The 15252-nt window shown below is 74.6% G+C and carries 15 protein-coding genes; 8 read left to right on the top strand and 7 right to left on the bottom strand.

What is annotated here, in order from left to right:
* Positions 1–18 precede the first annotated feature (18 nt).
* Genes UXQ13_RS01385 through UXQ13_RS01370 form a run of 4 tightly spaced genes read left to right on the top strand, consistent with a single transcriptional unit; the run spans position 19 to position 4690 of the window.
* Entirely contained in the window at positions 19–1668 is a 1650-nt protein-coding gene (locus tag UXQ13_RS01385) for a molybdopterin-containing oxidoreductase family protein (protein ID WP_225234537.1), read from the top strand.
* Positions 1665–1976 carry a ferredoxin gene (fdxA, locus tag UXQ13_RS01380; protein ID WP_225236071.1) on the top strand — a complete coding sequence of 104 codons (312 nt, stop codon included), beginning with the start codon at positions 1665–1667 and terminating at the stop codon, positions 1974–1976. Before UXQ13_RS01385 ends, fdxA begins: the two co-directional genes overlap by 4 nt.
* Positions 1973–2947, top strand: a complete 975-nt coding sequence (locus tag UXQ13_RS01375) for an NAD(P)/FAD-dependent oxidoreductase (protein WP_225234536.1) — start codon at positions 1973–1975, stop codon at positions 2945–2947. The genes fdxA and UXQ13_RS01375 overlap by 4 nt, the downstream gene beginning before the upstream one ends.
* Before the next feature lie 51 nt (positions 2948–2998).
* The gene (locus tag UXQ13_RS01370; RefSeq protein WP_225234535.1) at positions 2999–4690 is read left to right on the top strand and encodes an AMP-binding protein; all 1692 of its coding nucleotides are present in this window, start codon (positions 2999–3001) and stop codon (positions 4688–4690) included.
* Positions 4691–4702: 12 nt separating this feature from the next.
* Here the strand turns inward: UXQ13_RS01370 and UXQ13_RS01365 are convergent, their stop codons facing one another.
* The 3 genes from UXQ13_RS01365 to UXQ13_RS01355 form a co-directional block, all read right to left on the bottom strand.
* On the bottom strand, positions 4703–5647 hold the full coding sequence (locus UXQ13_RS01365; protein ID WP_336391676.1) for an AraC-like ligand-binding domain-containing protein: 945 nt from the start codon (positions 5645–5647) through the stop codon (positions 4703–4705).
* Between the two features lie 55 nt (positions 5648–5702).
* Positions 5703–6116: a CBS domain-containing protein gene (locus UXQ13_RS01360; protein WP_225234533.1), complete on the bottom strand. Its 414-nt coding sequence runs from the start codon at positions 6114–6116 to the stop codon at positions 5703–5705.
* Positions 6117–6256: 140 nt separating this feature from the next.
* Positions 6257–7093 carry an SCO6745 family protein gene (locus UXQ13_RS01355; protein WP_225234532.1) on the bottom strand — a complete coding sequence of 279 codons (837 nt, stop codon included), beginning with the start codon at positions 7091–7093 and terminating at the stop codon, positions 6257–6259.
* A gap of 44 nt (positions 7094–7137) precedes the next feature.
* Here UXQ13_RS01355 and UXQ13_RS01350 point away from each other — a divergent pair, with 44 nt between their 5' ends.
* Together UXQ13_RS01350 and UXQ13_RS01345 are read left to right on the top strand one after the other, a co-directional pair.
* Positions 7138–7944 (top strand): Fpg/Nei family DNA glycosylase, encoded by an 807-nt coding sequence (locus tag UXQ13_RS01350; RefSeq protein ID WP_225234531.1) that lies wholly within the window; start codon positions 7138–7140, stop codon positions 7942–7944.
* Positions 7920–8390, top strand: a complete 471-nt coding sequence (locus tag UXQ13_RS01345; RefSeq protein ID WP_225234530.1) for a GNAT family N-acetyltransferase — start codon at positions 7920–7922, stop codon at positions 8388–8390. The genes UXQ13_RS01350 and UXQ13_RS01345 overlap by 25 nt, the downstream gene beginning before the upstream one ends.
* On the opposite strand, the gene UXQ13_RS01340 is transcribed toward UXQ13_RS01345, so the two are convergent.
* Both UXQ13_RS01340 and UXQ13_RS01335 read right to left on the bottom strand, forming a co-directional pair.
* On the bottom strand, positions 8383–8694 hold the full coding sequence (locus UXQ13_RS01340; RefSeq protein ID WP_225234529.1) for a putative quinol monooxygenase: 312 nt from the start codon (positions 8692–8694) through the stop codon (positions 8383–8385). The two genes, UXQ13_RS01345 and UXQ13_RS01340, sit on opposite strands and share 8 nt — an antisense overlap.
* Positions 8695–8723: 29 nt before the next feature.
* Positions 8724–9029: a DUF1905 domain-containing protein gene (locus UXQ13_RS01335; protein WP_225234528.1), complete on the bottom strand. Its 306-nt coding sequence runs from the start codon at positions 9027–9029 to the stop codon at positions 8724–8726.
* Between the two features lie 56 nt (positions 9030–9085).
* Here UXQ13_RS01335 and UXQ13_RS01330 point away from each other — a divergent pair, with 56 nt between their 5' ends.
* The gene (locus UXQ13_RS01330) at positions 9086–10420 is read left to right on the top strand and encodes an FAD-dependent oxidoreductase (protein WP_225234527.1); all 1335 of its coding nucleotides are present in this window, start codon (positions 9086–9088) and stop codon (positions 10418–10420) included.
* A 96-nt stretch (positions 10421–10516) separates the two neighbouring features.
* On the opposite strand, the gene ppc is transcribed toward UXQ13_RS01330, so the two are convergent.
* Positions 10517–13300: a phosphoenolpyruvate carboxylase gene (gene ppc, locus UXQ13_RS01325; protein WP_336391675.1), complete on the bottom strand. Its 2784-nt coding sequence runs from the start codon at positions 13298–13300 to the stop codon at positions 10517–10519.
* Between the two features lie 55 nt (positions 13301–13355).
* Between ppc and UXQ13_RS01320 the strand changes: the two genes are divergently transcribed.
* Positions 13356–14276: an SMP-30/gluconolactonase/LRE family protein gene (locus UXQ13_RS01320; RefSeq protein WP_336391674.1), complete on the top strand. Its 921-nt coding sequence runs from the start codon at positions 13356–13358 to the stop codon at positions 14274–14276.
* Positions 14277–14358: 82 nt separating this feature from the next.
* Here UXQ13_RS01320 and UXQ13_RS01315 read toward each other — a convergent pair whose 3' ends face one another.
* Positions 14359–15231 carry an SDR family oxidoreductase gene (locus tag UXQ13_RS01315; protein WP_336391673.1) on the bottom strand — a complete coding sequence of 291 codons (873 nt, stop codon included), beginning with the start codon at positions 15229–15231 and terminating at the stop codon, positions 14359–14361.
* Positions 15232–15252: the final 21 nt, after the last annotated feature.

The raw sequence follows: 15252 nt of genomic DNA, 5'->3' as shown, positions 1-15252 counted from the left end.
TCGGCGACACCGCCGGGGGTGGACCCGGAGAGCCTGGTGCACTCCCGGTTCATCCTCATCTGGGCCTGCAACGTGCAGAGCACCAACCTGCACCTGTGGCCATACATCGCCGAGGCCCGCAAGCGCGGCGCCAAGGTCGTCGTGGTCGACCCGGTGCGGACCCGGACGGCCGCCGCCGCCGACCAGCACATCGCGCTGCGCCCGGGCACCGACGGCGCGCTGGCCCTGGCGATGGCGCACGTGATCATCGCCGAGGGGCTGACCGACGACGACTACGTCGAGCAGTTCACCGTCGGCTACCCCGAGTTCGCCGAGCGGGTCGAGCAGTACACCCCGGAGTGGGCCGAGGCGGAGACCGGCGTCCCCGCCGAGACCATCCGCACCCTGGCCCGGGAGTACGCCACCGCCCAGCCCTCGGTCATCCGGATCGGCGTCGCCGTCGAGCGGCACGCCGGCGGTGGCCAGGCGGTCCGGGCGCTGTCCTGCCTGCCCGGGCTGGTCGGCGCGTGGCGCAAGCCCGGCGGCGGCATCCTGCAGCTGCCGCTGTGGGCCTTCCCGGTCAACTGGGGTGCGTTCATGCACCCGGAGATGCTCACCCCGGGCACCCGGGTGATCAACCAGTACCGGTTGGGCTCGGCCCTGGCCGGCGAGCTGGACGGGCTACCGCTCAAGGCCCTGTTCGTCTACAACTCCAACCCGGTCGTGGTCTGCCCCGACCAGGACAAGCTGGTCGCCGGGCTGCAGCGCGAGGACCTGTTCACCGTGGTCAGCGAGCAGTTCATGACCGACACCGCGGACTACGCCGACATCGTGCTGCCCGCGACCACCCAGCTCGAGCAGGACGACATCATGTTCAGCTGGGGCCACCTGTTCGTGACCTACAACCACCGGTCCATCGACCCGCTGGGCGAGGCGGTGCCCAACACCGAGATGTTCCGCCGGCTGGCCGCGGCGATGGGCTTCGACGAGCCGGTCTTCCGGCGCACGGACGCCGAGATGGTCGCCGAGGCCTTCGACTGGTCGCACCCGAACATGGCCGGCATCACCGTGGAGTCGCTGCAGGAGAAGGGCTGGCAGCGGCTGGCCGTGCCCTCGCCCGACGAGTACGCCCCGCACGCGCAGGGCGGCTTCCCGACCGGGTCGGGCAAGGTCGAGTTCGTCGCCTCGGCCGCGGCCGGCGGGAACTTCGTCGTCCCGCTGTTCCGGCAGGGCTCGAACGACCACCAGCCCGGGCAACCGGTCGACCCGTTGCCGCACTACATCCCGCCGCGGGAGAACGCCGCCGGCGACCCGTCGCTGGCCGGCCGGTACCCGCTCAACCTGCTGACCCCGAAGTCGCACGCCTACCTGAACTCCAGCTTCGGCAACCACGAGTTCCACCGGAGGGTGCAGAAGGAGGCCACGCTCGTCCTGCACCCCGACGACGCGGCGGCCCGCGGCATCACCGAGGGCGCCCAGGTGCAGGTGTTCAACGACCGCGGCCGGTTCACCCTGGTCGCCAAGCTCGACGCCACCCTGCTGCCCGGGGTGGTGGTCAGCGCGATGGGCTCGTGGCGCAAGCACTCCCGGGCCGGCGCGACGCTGGCCGCGGTGAACCCGACGGCGTTCGCCGACCTGGGCAACGCGCCCACGTTCTCCGACACCCTGGTGGAGGTCGAGATCGCATGAGCTACGTGATCACCGACGCCTGCGTCGACGTGCTGGACCGGTCCTGCGTGGAGGAGTGCCCGGTCGACTGCATCTACCCCGGCGCCCGGATGGCCTACATCCACCCCGACGAGTGCGTGGACTGCGGCAAGTGCCTGCCGGCGTGCCCGAGCGACGCGATCCACTGGGAGTACAAGATGCCCCCGGAGCTGGAGCTCTTCGTGGCCGTCAACGCCGAGTTCGTCGCCGAGCACGGGCTCTCCGGGGGCGCCGGGGACGACGCCACCGACGCCGACCACCCGGTCGTGTCGCAGCGGAAGCCGGCGTGAGCGAGGTCCTCACCGCGGACCTGGTGGTGGTCGGCGCGGGTCCGGCCGGGCTGTACGCCACCTACTACGCGGGCTTCCGCGGCATGTCGGTCGTGGTGGTCGACGCCCTGGCCCAGCCCGGTGGCCAGATGACCGCGCTGTACCCGGAGAAGCCGGTGTTCGACGTCGCCGGCTTCCCCCGGGTGCGCGCCCAGGACCTGGTCGACGACCTGGTCGCCCAGGCCGCGCTGGCCGAGCCGACCTACCTCCTGGGCCACCGCGCGCTGGAGCTGGAGGAGGACGCGGACGGCGTCACGGTGCGCACCGACCGGGGCGCCGAGGTGCGGGCCCGGGCGATGCTGATCACCGGCGGCATGGGCGGGTTCCGGCCCCGACCGCTGCCGGCCGGCGGGGAGTTCGAGGGCCGCGGGCTGCGGTACACCGTGCCCCGGCCCGCGGACCTGGCGGGCAAGCACGTGCTGGTCGTCGGCGGCGGGGACTCCGCCGTCGACTGGGCGCTGGTGCTGGAGCCGCTGGCCGCCAGCGTGACCGTGGCCCACCGGCGGGACGCCTTCCGGGCGCACGAGCACAGCGTCGCCCAGCTGCGGGCGTCGTCGGTCCGGCTGCTGACGCCGTTCGAGGTGTCCGCCGTCCGGGGCGGGGACACCGTCGCCGAGGTGGACCTGCTCGGCCCGGCCGGCGGGCTGACCGTCGCGGTGGACGAGGTGGTCGCCGCGCTCGGCTTCCAGGCCGACCTGAAGGCGCTGGCCGGCTGGGGCATCGAGCTGACCGGCCGGCACATCCCGGTCGACCGGTCGATGCGCACCAACCGCGCCCGGGTGTTCGCCGCCGGGGACATCACCGACTTCCCCGGCAAGGTGCGGCTGATCTCCGTCGGGTTCGGCGAGGCCGCCCTGGCCGTGAACAACCTGGCCCCGCTGGTCCGCCCGGACCTGGCCGTCGTCCCGGGGCACTCCAGCGACTCCGCCTGACCCGGTGCACGATGGCCCCCTGACCCACGCACCTCATCGAGGAGGAGCTGCATGACGACCACGGCCACCGACGCCTACCGCGCCGCCCGGGACCAGCTGCTGGCGCTGCGGGGTGAGCACGCGCGCGCGGTCGCCGAGTTCGCCTGGCCCGACCTGGGCGACCGGTTCAACTGGGCGCACGACTGGTTCGACGCCTACGCCCGCGACGACCAGGGCACTGCGCTGTGGATCGCCGAGGCCGACGGCAGCGAGGCGAGGTACACCTTCGCCGAGGTGGTCCGCCGGTCGGACCAGGTGGCCCGCTGGCTGTCCTCGGTCGGGGTCGGCCGGGGCGACCGGGTCGTGCTGATGCTGGGCAACCAGGTCCAGCTGTGGGAGTCGATGCTGGCGGTGATGAAGCTCGGCGCGGTCATCATGCCCACGACCACCGCGCTGGGCCCGGCCGACCTGGTCGACCGGATCGAGCGCGGCGGCGCGGCCCACGTGGTCGCCAACGCCGCGGACACGCCCAAGTTCGCCGACGTGCCCGGGGACTACACCTGCATCGCCGTCGGCGACCCGGTCGAGGGCTGGCTGCCCTACGCCGCCGCCGACGAGGTGGACGACGCCCCCGTCGAGCACCCGGGGACCGCGCCGGGTGACCCGCTGCTGCTGTACTTCACCTCCGGGACGACGTCGCGGCCCAAGCTGGTCGAGCACACCCAGGTCAGCTACCCCCTGGGCCACCTGTCCACGGTGTACTGGCTGGGCCTGCAGCCCGGCGACGTGCACCTGAACATCAGCTCGCCCGGGTGGGCCAAGCACGCCTGGTCGTGCTTCTTCGCCCCGTGGATCACCGGCGCCACGATCTACCTCTACAACTACGCGCGCTTCGACGCCCCGGCCCTGCTCGACCGGATCCGCTCGGCCGGGGTCACCACGTTCTGCGCCCCGCCCACGGTGTGGCGGATGCTCATCCAGGCCGACCTGTCCGGCGGCCCGGGCGCGCTGCGCGAGGTCATCGCGGCCGGCGAACCGCTCAACCCCGAGGTCATCTCCCAGGTCGAGAAGGCGTGGGGGCTCACGCTGCGGGACGGGTTCGGCCAGACAGAGATGACCGCCGTCGTCGGCAACACCCCCGGCTCCCCCGTCAAGCCAGGCTCCATGGGGCGGCCGCTGCCGGGCTGCCCGGTGGTGCTCGTCGACCCGGTCACCGGCGAGGTCGGCGACGAGGGCGAGATCTGCCTGGACCTGTCGGCGCGACCGCTGCCGCTGATGACCGGCTACGCCGGGGACCCGGTGCGCAACGCCGACGCCATGGCCGGCGGGTATTACCACACCGGGGACGTCGCGACCCGGGACGCCGAGGGCTACATCACCTACGTCGGGCGCACCGACGACGTCTTCAAGGCCAGCGACTACAAGATCAGCCCGTTCGAGCTGGAGAGCGTGCTGATCGAGCACCCGGCCGTCGCCGAGGCCGCCGTCGTCCCCGCCCCCGACCCGGTCCGGGCCGCCGTCCCCAAGGCCTACATCGCCCTGGCCGCCGGGTACGAGCCGACCGCGGAGACCGCCCGGTCGATCCTGGCGCACGCCCGGGCGAACCTGGCCCCGTTCCTGCGGGTCCGCAAGGTCGAGTTCCACGAGCTGCCCAAGACCATCTCCGGCAAGATCCGCCGGGTCGAGCTGCGCCAGCGCGAGGAGGCCGGCGACGGCGGGGCGACCGAGTTCAGCGACACCGACTTCCCCGACCTGCGCGGCTGACGCGCCGCGGGCTCAGCCGCCGAGCTGGGCCCGCCGCGCGCTGGGGGTCATGCCGAACCGGGCGCGGAACACCCGGCAGAAGTGCGCGTGGTCGGGCAGGCCGTGCCGGGCCGCGACCGCCCCGATCGGCAGCGCCGCGGCGGCGGGGTCCACCAGCGCGCGCCAGCAGCGCTGCAAGCGCTGCTCCCGCAGGTGCTCCACCGGCGTCGTCCCGGAGGCCCGGAAGATCCGGTTCAGGTAGCTCAGCGAGATGGCGCAGGCGTCGGCGACGTCCTGCGGGCTGAGGTCGGCCTCGCCGAGGTGGGCCTCGACGAACCGCTGGGCTCGGTGCAGGTGCAGGTCGGTGCTGCGGGCGGCCGGGGCCTCGCTGCGCACCAGGGCGACGATGAGGTCGCCGACGGTCTGCGTCATGGCCGCCGCGGCCGGGCCGGCCAGCTCGTCGCCGTCCAGCCGGTGCAGCGCGGAGAGGAACGGCGGCACGGTGGCGGCGATCCCGTACCGGCCGTCGAACCGGACGGCGGTGACCTGCTGCATCTCCGCGGCCGACAGCGGCAGCAACCGCTTGGGGTGCAGGCACACCGAGTAGGCGAAGGACCCGCTCGTCTCGAAGACGAAGGGCCGGCTGCTGTCGTAGAGCACGAAGTCACCCGGACCGATCACCGCCTCCCGGCCGTCCTGGGCGACCAGGGTGCTGCCCTGGCGGGCCAGGGCGATCTGCAGGTACTCCTCGTCGGCCCGGCGGACCAGCGACTGGGTGCGGGCGAACCGGTGCGGGCCGGCCTCGATCCGGCGGACCAGCGTCTCGCCGACGTGCGCGGCGGTCGCCCGTCCGCGGCTGGGCACGTCCTCCAGCGGCCGGACGTCGAGGGTGACGAACTGGTCGCAGACCGCCTCGCGCCAGAAGTCCAGCCGGTCGGGTGCGGCCACCGTCGCGGTGTCGATGCTGGTGATGGCCATGCCCGATCGTGGCCCATCCGTGTGACGTTGTCATCACACGGGTGTGACGCACGGCTCAGCCGGCCAGCGCCAGCCGCTCCGCCGCACGCGCCCCGACGTCGGAGTCGCAGCAGAACCCGCGGCCGCTGCGCTTGAGGCAGAGCAGGCCGAGCAGCCGGCCGTCGGCGTCGACGACGGCCGAGCGACGGCCGCCCTCGGCCAGCAGCCGGCGGTGGACGACGGCCAGGTCGGCGTCCGGGCGCACGGTCCGGCCCACCAGCGTGCCCCGCGGCGCGGCCGGGTCGGTGGGTGCGGCCCCGACCAGGTCGGCGCGCTCGACCACGGCGAGCAGGCGGTCGCCGTCGACCACCAGCAGGGCGTGCACGTGGTCGTCGGCGAAGAAGGCGCGGGCCTGCGCGACCGTGGTGGCCGGCGGGCTGGTGCGGGGGTGGGCGAGGAGGGCGGAGGCCACGGTCGCCCCGCGGGTCACGCCCCCGCGGCAAGGTCCCTCCACGATCCCCTCCTCACGTCGTCCTGCCCCCAGCGTGCCCCACCGACCGCGCGCAGGCTTGCCCGAGCGGCCACACCCCTTGTGCGACCGGGCACACCGGCCCGCGCCGTGGTGGGTCCTCAGCCGCGGGAGCGGATCCAGTCGGGCAGGACGCCGCTGGCCAGCACCTGCTCGCGCAGCGGGGTGACCAGCTCGACCAGCCGGCCGATCCCGTCCTCCCCCAGGTGCGCCCACCCCTCGACGGCGAGGAAGTCGGTGACGGTCTCGACGTCGTCCCGCAGGTCCCGTCCGGCCTGGGTCAGCCCGTCGTCGTCGACCAGCCCACGGGCCCGCAGGCGCTCGACGCCGGCGGCCCACTCCTCGTCGGTCCAGCCGCGGGTGGTGCGCACGAACTCGGTCGAGTCCGACGCGAGTCCGCCGGTGACCAGGGCCTCGACCGGGTCCAGACCGGCCGACAGCAGCGCCGTCACGTGGCCGTCGCCGCGGTGCTCGCGCAGCAGCAGCCCGGCGTGCCAGAGCTGCAGCAGCGGGTCCTCGGGCCACGGCTGCGCCGACCAGGCCGCGTAGACCGGCCGGCCGGCGGGCGTCAGGCCGGCGCAGGCCTCGCGGGCGAGCTCGACCGCCTCGGCCACGTCGGGCTCGCCGAGCACGTCGTGCAGCCGGGCCGCGACGCCGTCCCGCCGGGCGGTCGCCCACTCCTCCGGCGTCCCGGCCGCCCAGACCGCGGGCACCGCGGCCCGGACCAGCTTCGGGGCGAACACGTAGAAGGTCGAGATCACCAGCTCGGGGGCGCACGGCCCGAACGCCGAGCCCCGTGCCGCGAAGTAGCCGGCCCGGGTGGCCGGGACGCCGAACCGGTCGTAGGCCGCGGTGACCTCGGGGGCGAAGAAGCCGGTGACGTGCAGGGTCTCCAGGGTTCCCCAGGCGCGGCGGGCCAGGGCGGGGGTGACGGTCATGCCGCGATCCTGCACCCGGGGGACAATGGCGGGCGTGACTGCTGGTGCCTGAGGGCCACACCCTGTTCCGTCTCGCCCGTGACCAGCAGGCCGCGTTCGCCGGCCGCGAGGTGCACGTGACCAGCCCGCAGGGCCGGTTCGCCGCCGAGGCCGAGCTGGTCGACGGCCGGGTGGTCGACGAGGTCACCAGCTACGGCAAGCACCTGTTCGCGCTGTTCGGTCCGGACGTCGTCCACGTGCACCTGGGTCTCTACGGCAAGTACACGTCGGGCACCGGCCTGCCGCCCGAGCCGCGCGGTGCGCTGCGGATGCGCTGGGAGGGCCCGGGCACCGACGGCGCGGGCGCCTGGACCGACCTGCGCGGCGCCACCGCCTGCGAGCTGATCACCGACGGCGAGATGGGCCTGATCCTCGACCGGCTGGGCCCCGACCCGCTGCGCAGGTCCGACCCGGCGAAGGCCTACGCCCGGATCTCCCGCTCCCGGGTCACCGTCGGCGCGCTGCTCATGGACCAGGCCGTGCTGGCCGGCGTGGGCAACGTCTACCGGGCCGAGATCCTCTTCCGGCACGGGATCTCGCCGTTCCGCCCGGGCAAGCAGCTCACCGAGACCGAGTGGCTGGCGATGTGGACCGACCTGGTCGTGCTGATGAAGGCCGGCGTCCGCTCCGGCCGGATCATCACCACCCGGCCCGAGGACCGGGACCGCAAGCGCGGCGCCCCCACCCGGACCGACGCCAGCTACGTGTACCGCCGCACCGGCCTGCCGTGCCGGATCTGCGGCACCCCGGTGCGCACCGAGGTGATGGCCACCCGCAACCTGTTCTGGTGCCCCACGTGCCAGGCGGTCTGAGCATCCGGGTCGACGACCTCACCGACCCGCGGGTGCGCGAGCTGGTCGCGCTGCACGTGGGCGCGATGCTGGCCGACTCCCCGCCCGGCACGTCCTTCGCCCTGGACCTGACCGGGCTGACCGGCCCGGGCATGACGGCCTGGACGGCGTGGACCGACGACGACGGGCTCGCCGGCCTGGTCGCGCTGTCCGACGCCGGCGAGCTGAAGTCGATGCGCACCCACCCCGACCACCTGCGCCGCGGGGTGGCCGCGACGCTGCTGGTGCACGTGCTGGACCAGGCCCGCGCCCGGGGCCTGGACCGGGTGGTGCTGGAGACCGGCACGGCCCCCGCCTTCGGGCCCGCGGTGGCCCTGTACCGCCGGCACGGGTTCACCGACCGCCGGCCCTTCGGCGACTACGTGGCCGGCCCGGACAACCAGTTCCTGGAGCTGCGGCTCAGCTGAGCGCGCCCTTGGCCGGGTCGCCGGCGGGCACCGGCTCCAGGATGTGCACGACCAGCGGCTCGGCCAGGTCGTCCTTCACGCCCTCGCTGAGCTGGTTGAACGTCGTCCCGGCGCCGTGGGCCTCCAGGGCTGCGCCGTCCCGCCAGCGCTCGACCATGACCAGCACGCCCTTCCCGGCGTGCAGGGCGTAGAGCTCGCAGCCGTCCTCCTCGTGGACGGCGGGGATCGCCTCCGCGAACGAGTCGCGGACGGCGTCGAAGCGGTCGGGCTTGGGGGTGATGGTGGCGACGACGGTGATGGGCATGCCCCTGCCCTGCCCGCTGGGGGCCGGGCTCACGCCTGTCCGAGCACCTCGACGTGCACGGTGACGACGTCGCCCAGCTCGACCAGCTCGGTCCGGCGCAGCGCAGCCTTGAGCGGGACGACGTAGTTGCCCTGCCGGGGCCACAGCGCGGTGGTCGAGCTGGTGGCCCCGATCCGCACGCGCACCGGCACCATGCCCCAGCCGTAGGTGACCTCCCGGGCCAGCTCGTGCACCAGGTCCGCCGGCTCCCCGGCGACCTCGACGAAGTGGTGCGGCGCGGGCCCGCGCCACTCCACGACCGGACCGGTGACGTCGAACTCCGCGACCGTGCGCATGCCCGCCAGCCTGCCGGGGTCTGGCGCCGCCGTCGACCGTCGGGCATGGTGCGGCCATGGACCGACCGTTGCGGGTGGCCGTCGTCGGTGCCGGTCCGGCGGGCATCTACGCCGCCGAGGCGCTGGCGAACCAGGACGACGTCCCGGTGGTGGTCGACCTGCTGGACCGGCTGCCCACGCCGTTCGGGCTGGTCCGGCACGGCATCGCCCCCGACCACCTGAAGATGCGGGCGCTGGCCGACACGCTGCGGCACACCCTGGACCACCCGGGTGTGCGCTTCGTCGGTGACGTCGAGGTGGGCCGGGACCTGTCGGTGGCCGACCTGCGCGCGCACGCCGACGCCGTCGTCTTCACCCACGGCGCGTCCGGGGCCCGCCGGCTGGGCATCGAGGGCGAGGACCTGCCCGGCAGCCTGGCCGCCACCGACGTGGTCGCCTGGTACACCGGCCACCCGGACGCCGACCGGCCGCGGGTGGAGGCGGCGCTGGCCCGGGCCCGGGACGTCGTCCTGGTGGGGGTCGGCAACGTGGCGCTCGACGTCGCCCGGGTGCTGGCCCGCTCCCCCGCCGAGCTGGAGCACACCGACATGCCCCAGCACGTGCTCGACGTGCTGGCCGCCGCGCCGGTCGAGCGGATCACGCTGCTGGGGCGGCGCGGTCCGGCGCAGGCCACGTTCACCACCCAGGAGCTGCGCGAGCTCGGGCACCTGGCCGCGGCGGTCGCCCTGGTGGACCCCGACGGCCTGGACGAGGAGTCGGAGGTGCGCGCGGTGGCCCGCAACCTGGCCGCGCTGCGCGACTGGGCCGACCACGTGCCCGAGGAGGGCAAGGCCAGCGTGCGGCTGCGGTTCTTCGCCCGGCCGGTGCGGATCCTCGGCGACGACGCGGTGACCGGCGTCGTCGTGGAGCGCACCGCGGTCGACCCCGCGGACCGGTTGAGCGGCACCCGGGAGACCGACCTGCTGCCCGCCGACCTGGTGGTCGCCGCGATCGGCTACGTCGGCCACGACCTGCCCGGGCTCGAGGTCGACGGCGGCACGGTGCCCAACGACGGCGGCCGGGTGCTGCGGGACGGCGCGGTCAGCCCCGGCGAGTACGTCGCGGGGTGGATCAAGCGCGGTCCGACCGGCGTCGTCGGCACCAACAAGCACGACGCCCGGGAGACCGTCGCCGCCCTGCTCGCCGACGCCCCGACGCTGCCCCGGGTCGAGGGCCCCGACCTGGTGGAGACCCTGCGCGCCCGCGGCTGCCGACCGGTCCTGCTGGACAACTGGCGGGCCATCGACGACGCGGAGCACGCCTTGGGCGCGACGAAGGGCCGGGCCCGCACGACGATGCACGACCGCGCCGACCTCCGCGCCGCCGCCCACCCCGCCGACCCGCAGCGTTGATCAGCCGGGTGCAGCAGCGGCCGTCCAGGCTCACCGGCGTCGGTGAGCCAGGACGCACGCCGGTGAACCCAGCTGCTCACTGCCGCGACGGCGGGGTCAGCCGGAGTTGCGGAGGGCGGTGGCGACGCCGTTGATGGTGAGCTGGATGCAGCGGCGGACCAGCTCGTCGTCGTCGCCCTCGCGCCGGCGGCGGAGCATCTCGACCTGCAGGTGGTGCAACGGCTCCAGGTAGGGGAACCGGTTGCGGATCGAGCGGGCCAGCGAGGGGTTGTCGGCCAGCAGGTGGTCGTCGCCGGTGATCGCCAGCAGCACCGCGACGGTCCGCTCGTGCTCCGCGGTGATCACGTCGAACACCCGGTGCCGCAGCTCCTCGTCGGGCACCAGCGAGGCGTAGCGGGCGGCCAGCTCCAGGTCGGTCTTGGCCAGCACCATGCCCATGTTGGACAGCACCGTGCGGAAGAACGGCCACCGGCCGTGCAGCTCCTGCAGCTTCGCCAGCCGCTCGGGCGAGCCGTCGATCCAGGACTCCAGCGCCGTCCCGGTGCCGAACCAGCCCGGCAGCATGATCCGGGCCTGCGACCAGCTGAACACCCACGGGATCGCCCGCAGGTCGGCGATCTTGTCCCCGGCCTTGCGCGACGGCGGCCGCGACCCGATGTTCAGCTCGGCCAGCTCGCGGATCGGCGTCGCCGCCCGGAACCACTCCACGAACCCCGGGGTGTCGTGCACCAGCGCCCGGTAGGCGGCCTGCGCGCGGGCGGCGAGGTCGTCGAAGAGCGCATAGACCTCCTCGGCGTCGCCGTCCAGGCCCTCCAGCGAGAGCAGCGAGGACTCCAGGGTGGCCGCGACCAGCGCCTCCAGGTTGCGGCGGGCCAGGTGCGGCTCGGCGTACTTGGCCGCGATGACCTCGCCCTGCTCGGTGATCCGCAGCTGCCCGGCCACCGATCCCGGCGGCTGCGCCCGGATGGCCTCGTAGGAGGGACCGCCACCGCGCCCGACGGTGCCGCCCCGGCCGTGGAACAGCCGCAGCTTCACCCCGGCCTCGCGGGCGACCTCGACCAGCGCGAGCTCGGCCCGGTAGAGCGCCCAGTTCGCAGCCAGGTAGCCGCCGTCCTTGTTGGAGTCGGAGTAGCCGAGCATGACCTCCTGGGTGCCGCCGCGACCGTCGACCATCGAGCGGTAGAGCGGCTCGGCGAGCATCGCGGCCAGGGTCTCCCCGCCGCCCTGCAGGTCACCGATCGTCTCGAACAGCGGGGCGATCATGATCGGGGACGCCGGCAGGCCCTCGTCGTCCAAGGTGACCAGGCCGACCTCCTTGAGCAGGACGGCGACCTCCAGCACGTCGGACACCGACTCGCACATGCTGATCACGTAGTTCGGGATCGCCCGCGCGCCCAGCAACCGCACCTGGTCGGCCGCGGCCACCAGCAGGTCCAGCTCGCCACGGGCCAGCTCGGACAGCTCGGCGTCGGCCCGGACCAGCGGACGGCGCAGCCGCAGCTCACCCAGCAGCAGCTCGCTCCGGGCGGTCTCGTCCAGGGCGGTGTAGTCCGCGCACACCCCGGCCCAGGCCAGCAGCTCGGCGAGCACCTCCTCGTGCACCGAGGAGTTCTGCCGCATGTCCAGCCCGGACAGGTGGAAGCCGAACACCTCGACGGCGTCCCGCAGGCGGCGCAGCCGGTCGTCGGCCAGCGCGCCGGCCCCGTGGGTGCGCAGCGAGGCGTCGACGACGTCCAGGTCGGCGATCAGCTGCGCGGGCTCGTCGTAGGGCTCGAGCTCGACGTCGGGCAGCGGGCCCGGCACGTGCCCGAGCACGCGCTCCGCGGTGGCGGCGAGCCGCCGGTAGATGCCGCGCAGCGCCCGCCGGTAGGGCTCGTCGGCGCGGAACGGCGACTCGTCCAGGGCGGCGTCGGCGAGGGCCTCGAGCTCGGCGGTGGGGGTGACCAGCCGCTCGGACATCGACAGCTCGTCGGCCAGGCAGACCAGCTCGGCCAGGTGGTGGCCCAGCGCGGTCTCGGCCGCCCGGGTGGTGGCCCGGCGGACGGCGGTGGCGGTCACGAAGGGGTTGCCGTCGCGGTCGCCGCCGATCCAGGACCCGGTGCGCAGCATCGGGGTGGGCAGCAGGTCGGCGTCGGGCCAGCGCTCGTGCAGCGCGGCCCGCAGGTCGGCGTTGATCGCCGGGACGACGGCGAACAGCGACAGGTCGTAGTAGCGCAGCGCCTCGTCGATCTCGTCCTCGAGCCGCAGCCGGGACAGCCGCAGCAGCGCGGTCTGCCAGAGCGTGAGGACCTCGCGCCACAGGTGCGCCGACCACTGCGCCTCGTCGGGGGCGGTCTCGCGGGTGCGGATCAGCTCGGTGACCTGCCGCTGCACCTGGGAGACGGTGCGCCGCCGGACCTCGGTCGGGTGCGCGGTGACCACCGGCACCACCTGCGCCCCGGCCAGCTCGCGCTGCACGTCGGCGACGTCGAGGCCCGCGGCGTCCAGCAGCTGGAAGCTGGCCGCCAGGGTGCCCTTCTGCGGCGGGGAGCCCTCGCGGCGGTGGTGCCGGCGGCGGCGCTCGTGGTGCACGTCCTCGGCCAGGTTGGCCAGCAGGGAGAAGTGGCTGAACGCGCGGATGACGTGGTTGGCGCTGCGGACGTCGAGGCCGGCGAGGGTCTCGGCGAGCCCGCCGCGGCCCACCTCGGAACGGCGGATCCGGAAGGCCTCGACGCGGGCGGCCTCGACGACGTCGAAGACCTCCTCGCCGGCCTGCTCCCGGACCACCTCGCCCAGCACCCGGCCCAGCAGCCGGATGTCCTCCCTCAGCGGGGCCTCGTCCTCCGGCCCGTCGGGGTCGGTGCGGCCCAGGTCGGCGACGTCCACGGTGGCTTCAGACACGGGCGCATTGTGCCGAGCGGGTGTGACGGGCTCGTGTCCCGGGGAGGATCACGGGGTGCAGACACCCACCGCGACCCCCGTCCGGAGCGTCCCGCCCGCCATCCACGGGGAGGGACCGACCTGGGACGCCGCCCGCCAGGAGCTGCTCTGGGTGGACATCGACGCCGGTCAGGTGCGCCGCGCGACGGTGTCCGCCGGCGGCGAGGTGGCCGAGGTGGCGGTGCACACCGGCGGGGAGACGGTGGGCTTCGTCGTCCCGGCGTCCGACGGCGGGTGGCTGCTCGGCGCCGACGGCGGCTTCACCCACCTGGACCCGACCGGGCGGGCCACCGTGCTGGTCGCGCTGGACGGCGAGGGACCGGCCGCCGGCACCCGGATGAACGACGGGGCCGTCGACCCCGCGGGCCGGTTGTTCGGCGGCACCATGGCCTTCGACGGATCCCCCGGCGCCGGGTCGCTGTACCGGGTGGACCTAGACGGCTCGGTGCACACCGTGCTGACCGGGCTGACGATCAGCAACGGGATCGAGTGGACCGCCGACGGACGCACCGTCTACCTGGCCGACTCGGGCACGTCGACGGTGCGGGCCTACGACTACGACGTGGCCACCGGGGCGTTCGGCGCCGACCGGGTGTTCCTGGACCTCAGCTCCGACGCCGGCCCGGCCGACGGGCTGACCATGGACGACGAGGACCACGTCTGGGTCGCCCTGTGGGGGGCCGGCCGGGTGCGCCGCTACTCCCCCGCCGGCGAGCTGGTGGCCGAGGTCCGGGTGCCGGCCCGCAACACCTCGAGCTGCGCGTTCACCGGCCCGGGCCGCGACCTGCTGGTGATCAGCACGTCCACCCAGGACCTGGACGACGCCGCCCGCGCCGCCGAGCCCGACGCCGGCCGCCTGTTCGCCGTCCGCCCGGGCGTGACCGGACGCCCCGCGGGCACCTACCGCGGCCCGGTCGACGCCCTCCGCCAGCCCTGACCTCGCCCCAGCACGGCGAAGGAACCTCTGCACCCCCTTCTCGGCCCGAAGTGGGGTGCAGAGGTTCCTTCGCCGACACCCGTCAGTTGATGGGCGAGCCGCCTGTCACGCCGATGACCTCGCCGCTGGTGAAGCTGGCGTCCTCGCTGGCCAGGTACACGAACGCACCGGCCAGCTCGGCGGGCTGCGCGGCCCGGCCCAGCAGGGCCTGCTCGCCGAACCCCTGCACCTGGTCCTCGGGCATCGTCGCCGGGATCAGCGGTGTCCACACCGGTCCGGGCGCGACGCAGTTGACCCGCACGCCGACCTGCGCGAACTCGTCGGCCATCGACTTGGTGAGGTTGACCAGCGCGGCCTTGGTCGCGGCGTAGGCGGCCAGGTTGGGCGACGGCGTGAACGCCTGCACCGAGCTGGTCACGATCACCGACGAGCCGGGGGCCAGCTCGGGCTTGGCGGCCTGCAGCAGCCAGAAGAACGCGTAGACGTTGGTGCGGAAGGTCCGGTCGATCTCCTCGGTGGAGAACTCCAGGACGTCGGTGACGACGTTCTGGAACGCGGCGTTGTGCACCAGCAGGTCCAGCCCGCCCAGGCCCTCGACGGTCTGGGCGACCAGGCCCTTGGCGACGGCCTCGTCCGAGATGTCGCCGGGCAGCAGCACCGCCGTCCGGCCGGCCTCGCGGACCAGCCGCGCGGTCTCCTCCGCGTCGGCGTCCTCGGACAGGTAGGAGATCGCCACGTCGGCGCCCTCCCGGGCGTAGGCCAGGGCCACGGCGCGGCCGATGCCGGAGTCGGCGCCGGTGATCAGCGCCCGGCGTCCCTCGAGCCGGCCGGAGCCGCGGTAGGACTCCTCGCCGTGGTCGGGCGCGGGGGTGAGCTCCGCCGTCGTGCCCGGGTGCTCCACCTGCAGGCCGGGGATGTCGGAGGTGTGCTTGCTGCGGGGGTCGATCAGGGTCATGTCGTCTCCGGTGTCGGGATG

Source organism: Klenkia terrae (assembly GCF_037083865.1).
Classification (GTDB): domain Bacteria; phylum Actinomycetota; class Actinomycetes; order Mycobacteriales; family Geodermatophilaceae; genus Klenkia; species Klenkia terrae.
This window is presented reverse-complemented; position numbering and strand designations above follow the sequence as displayed.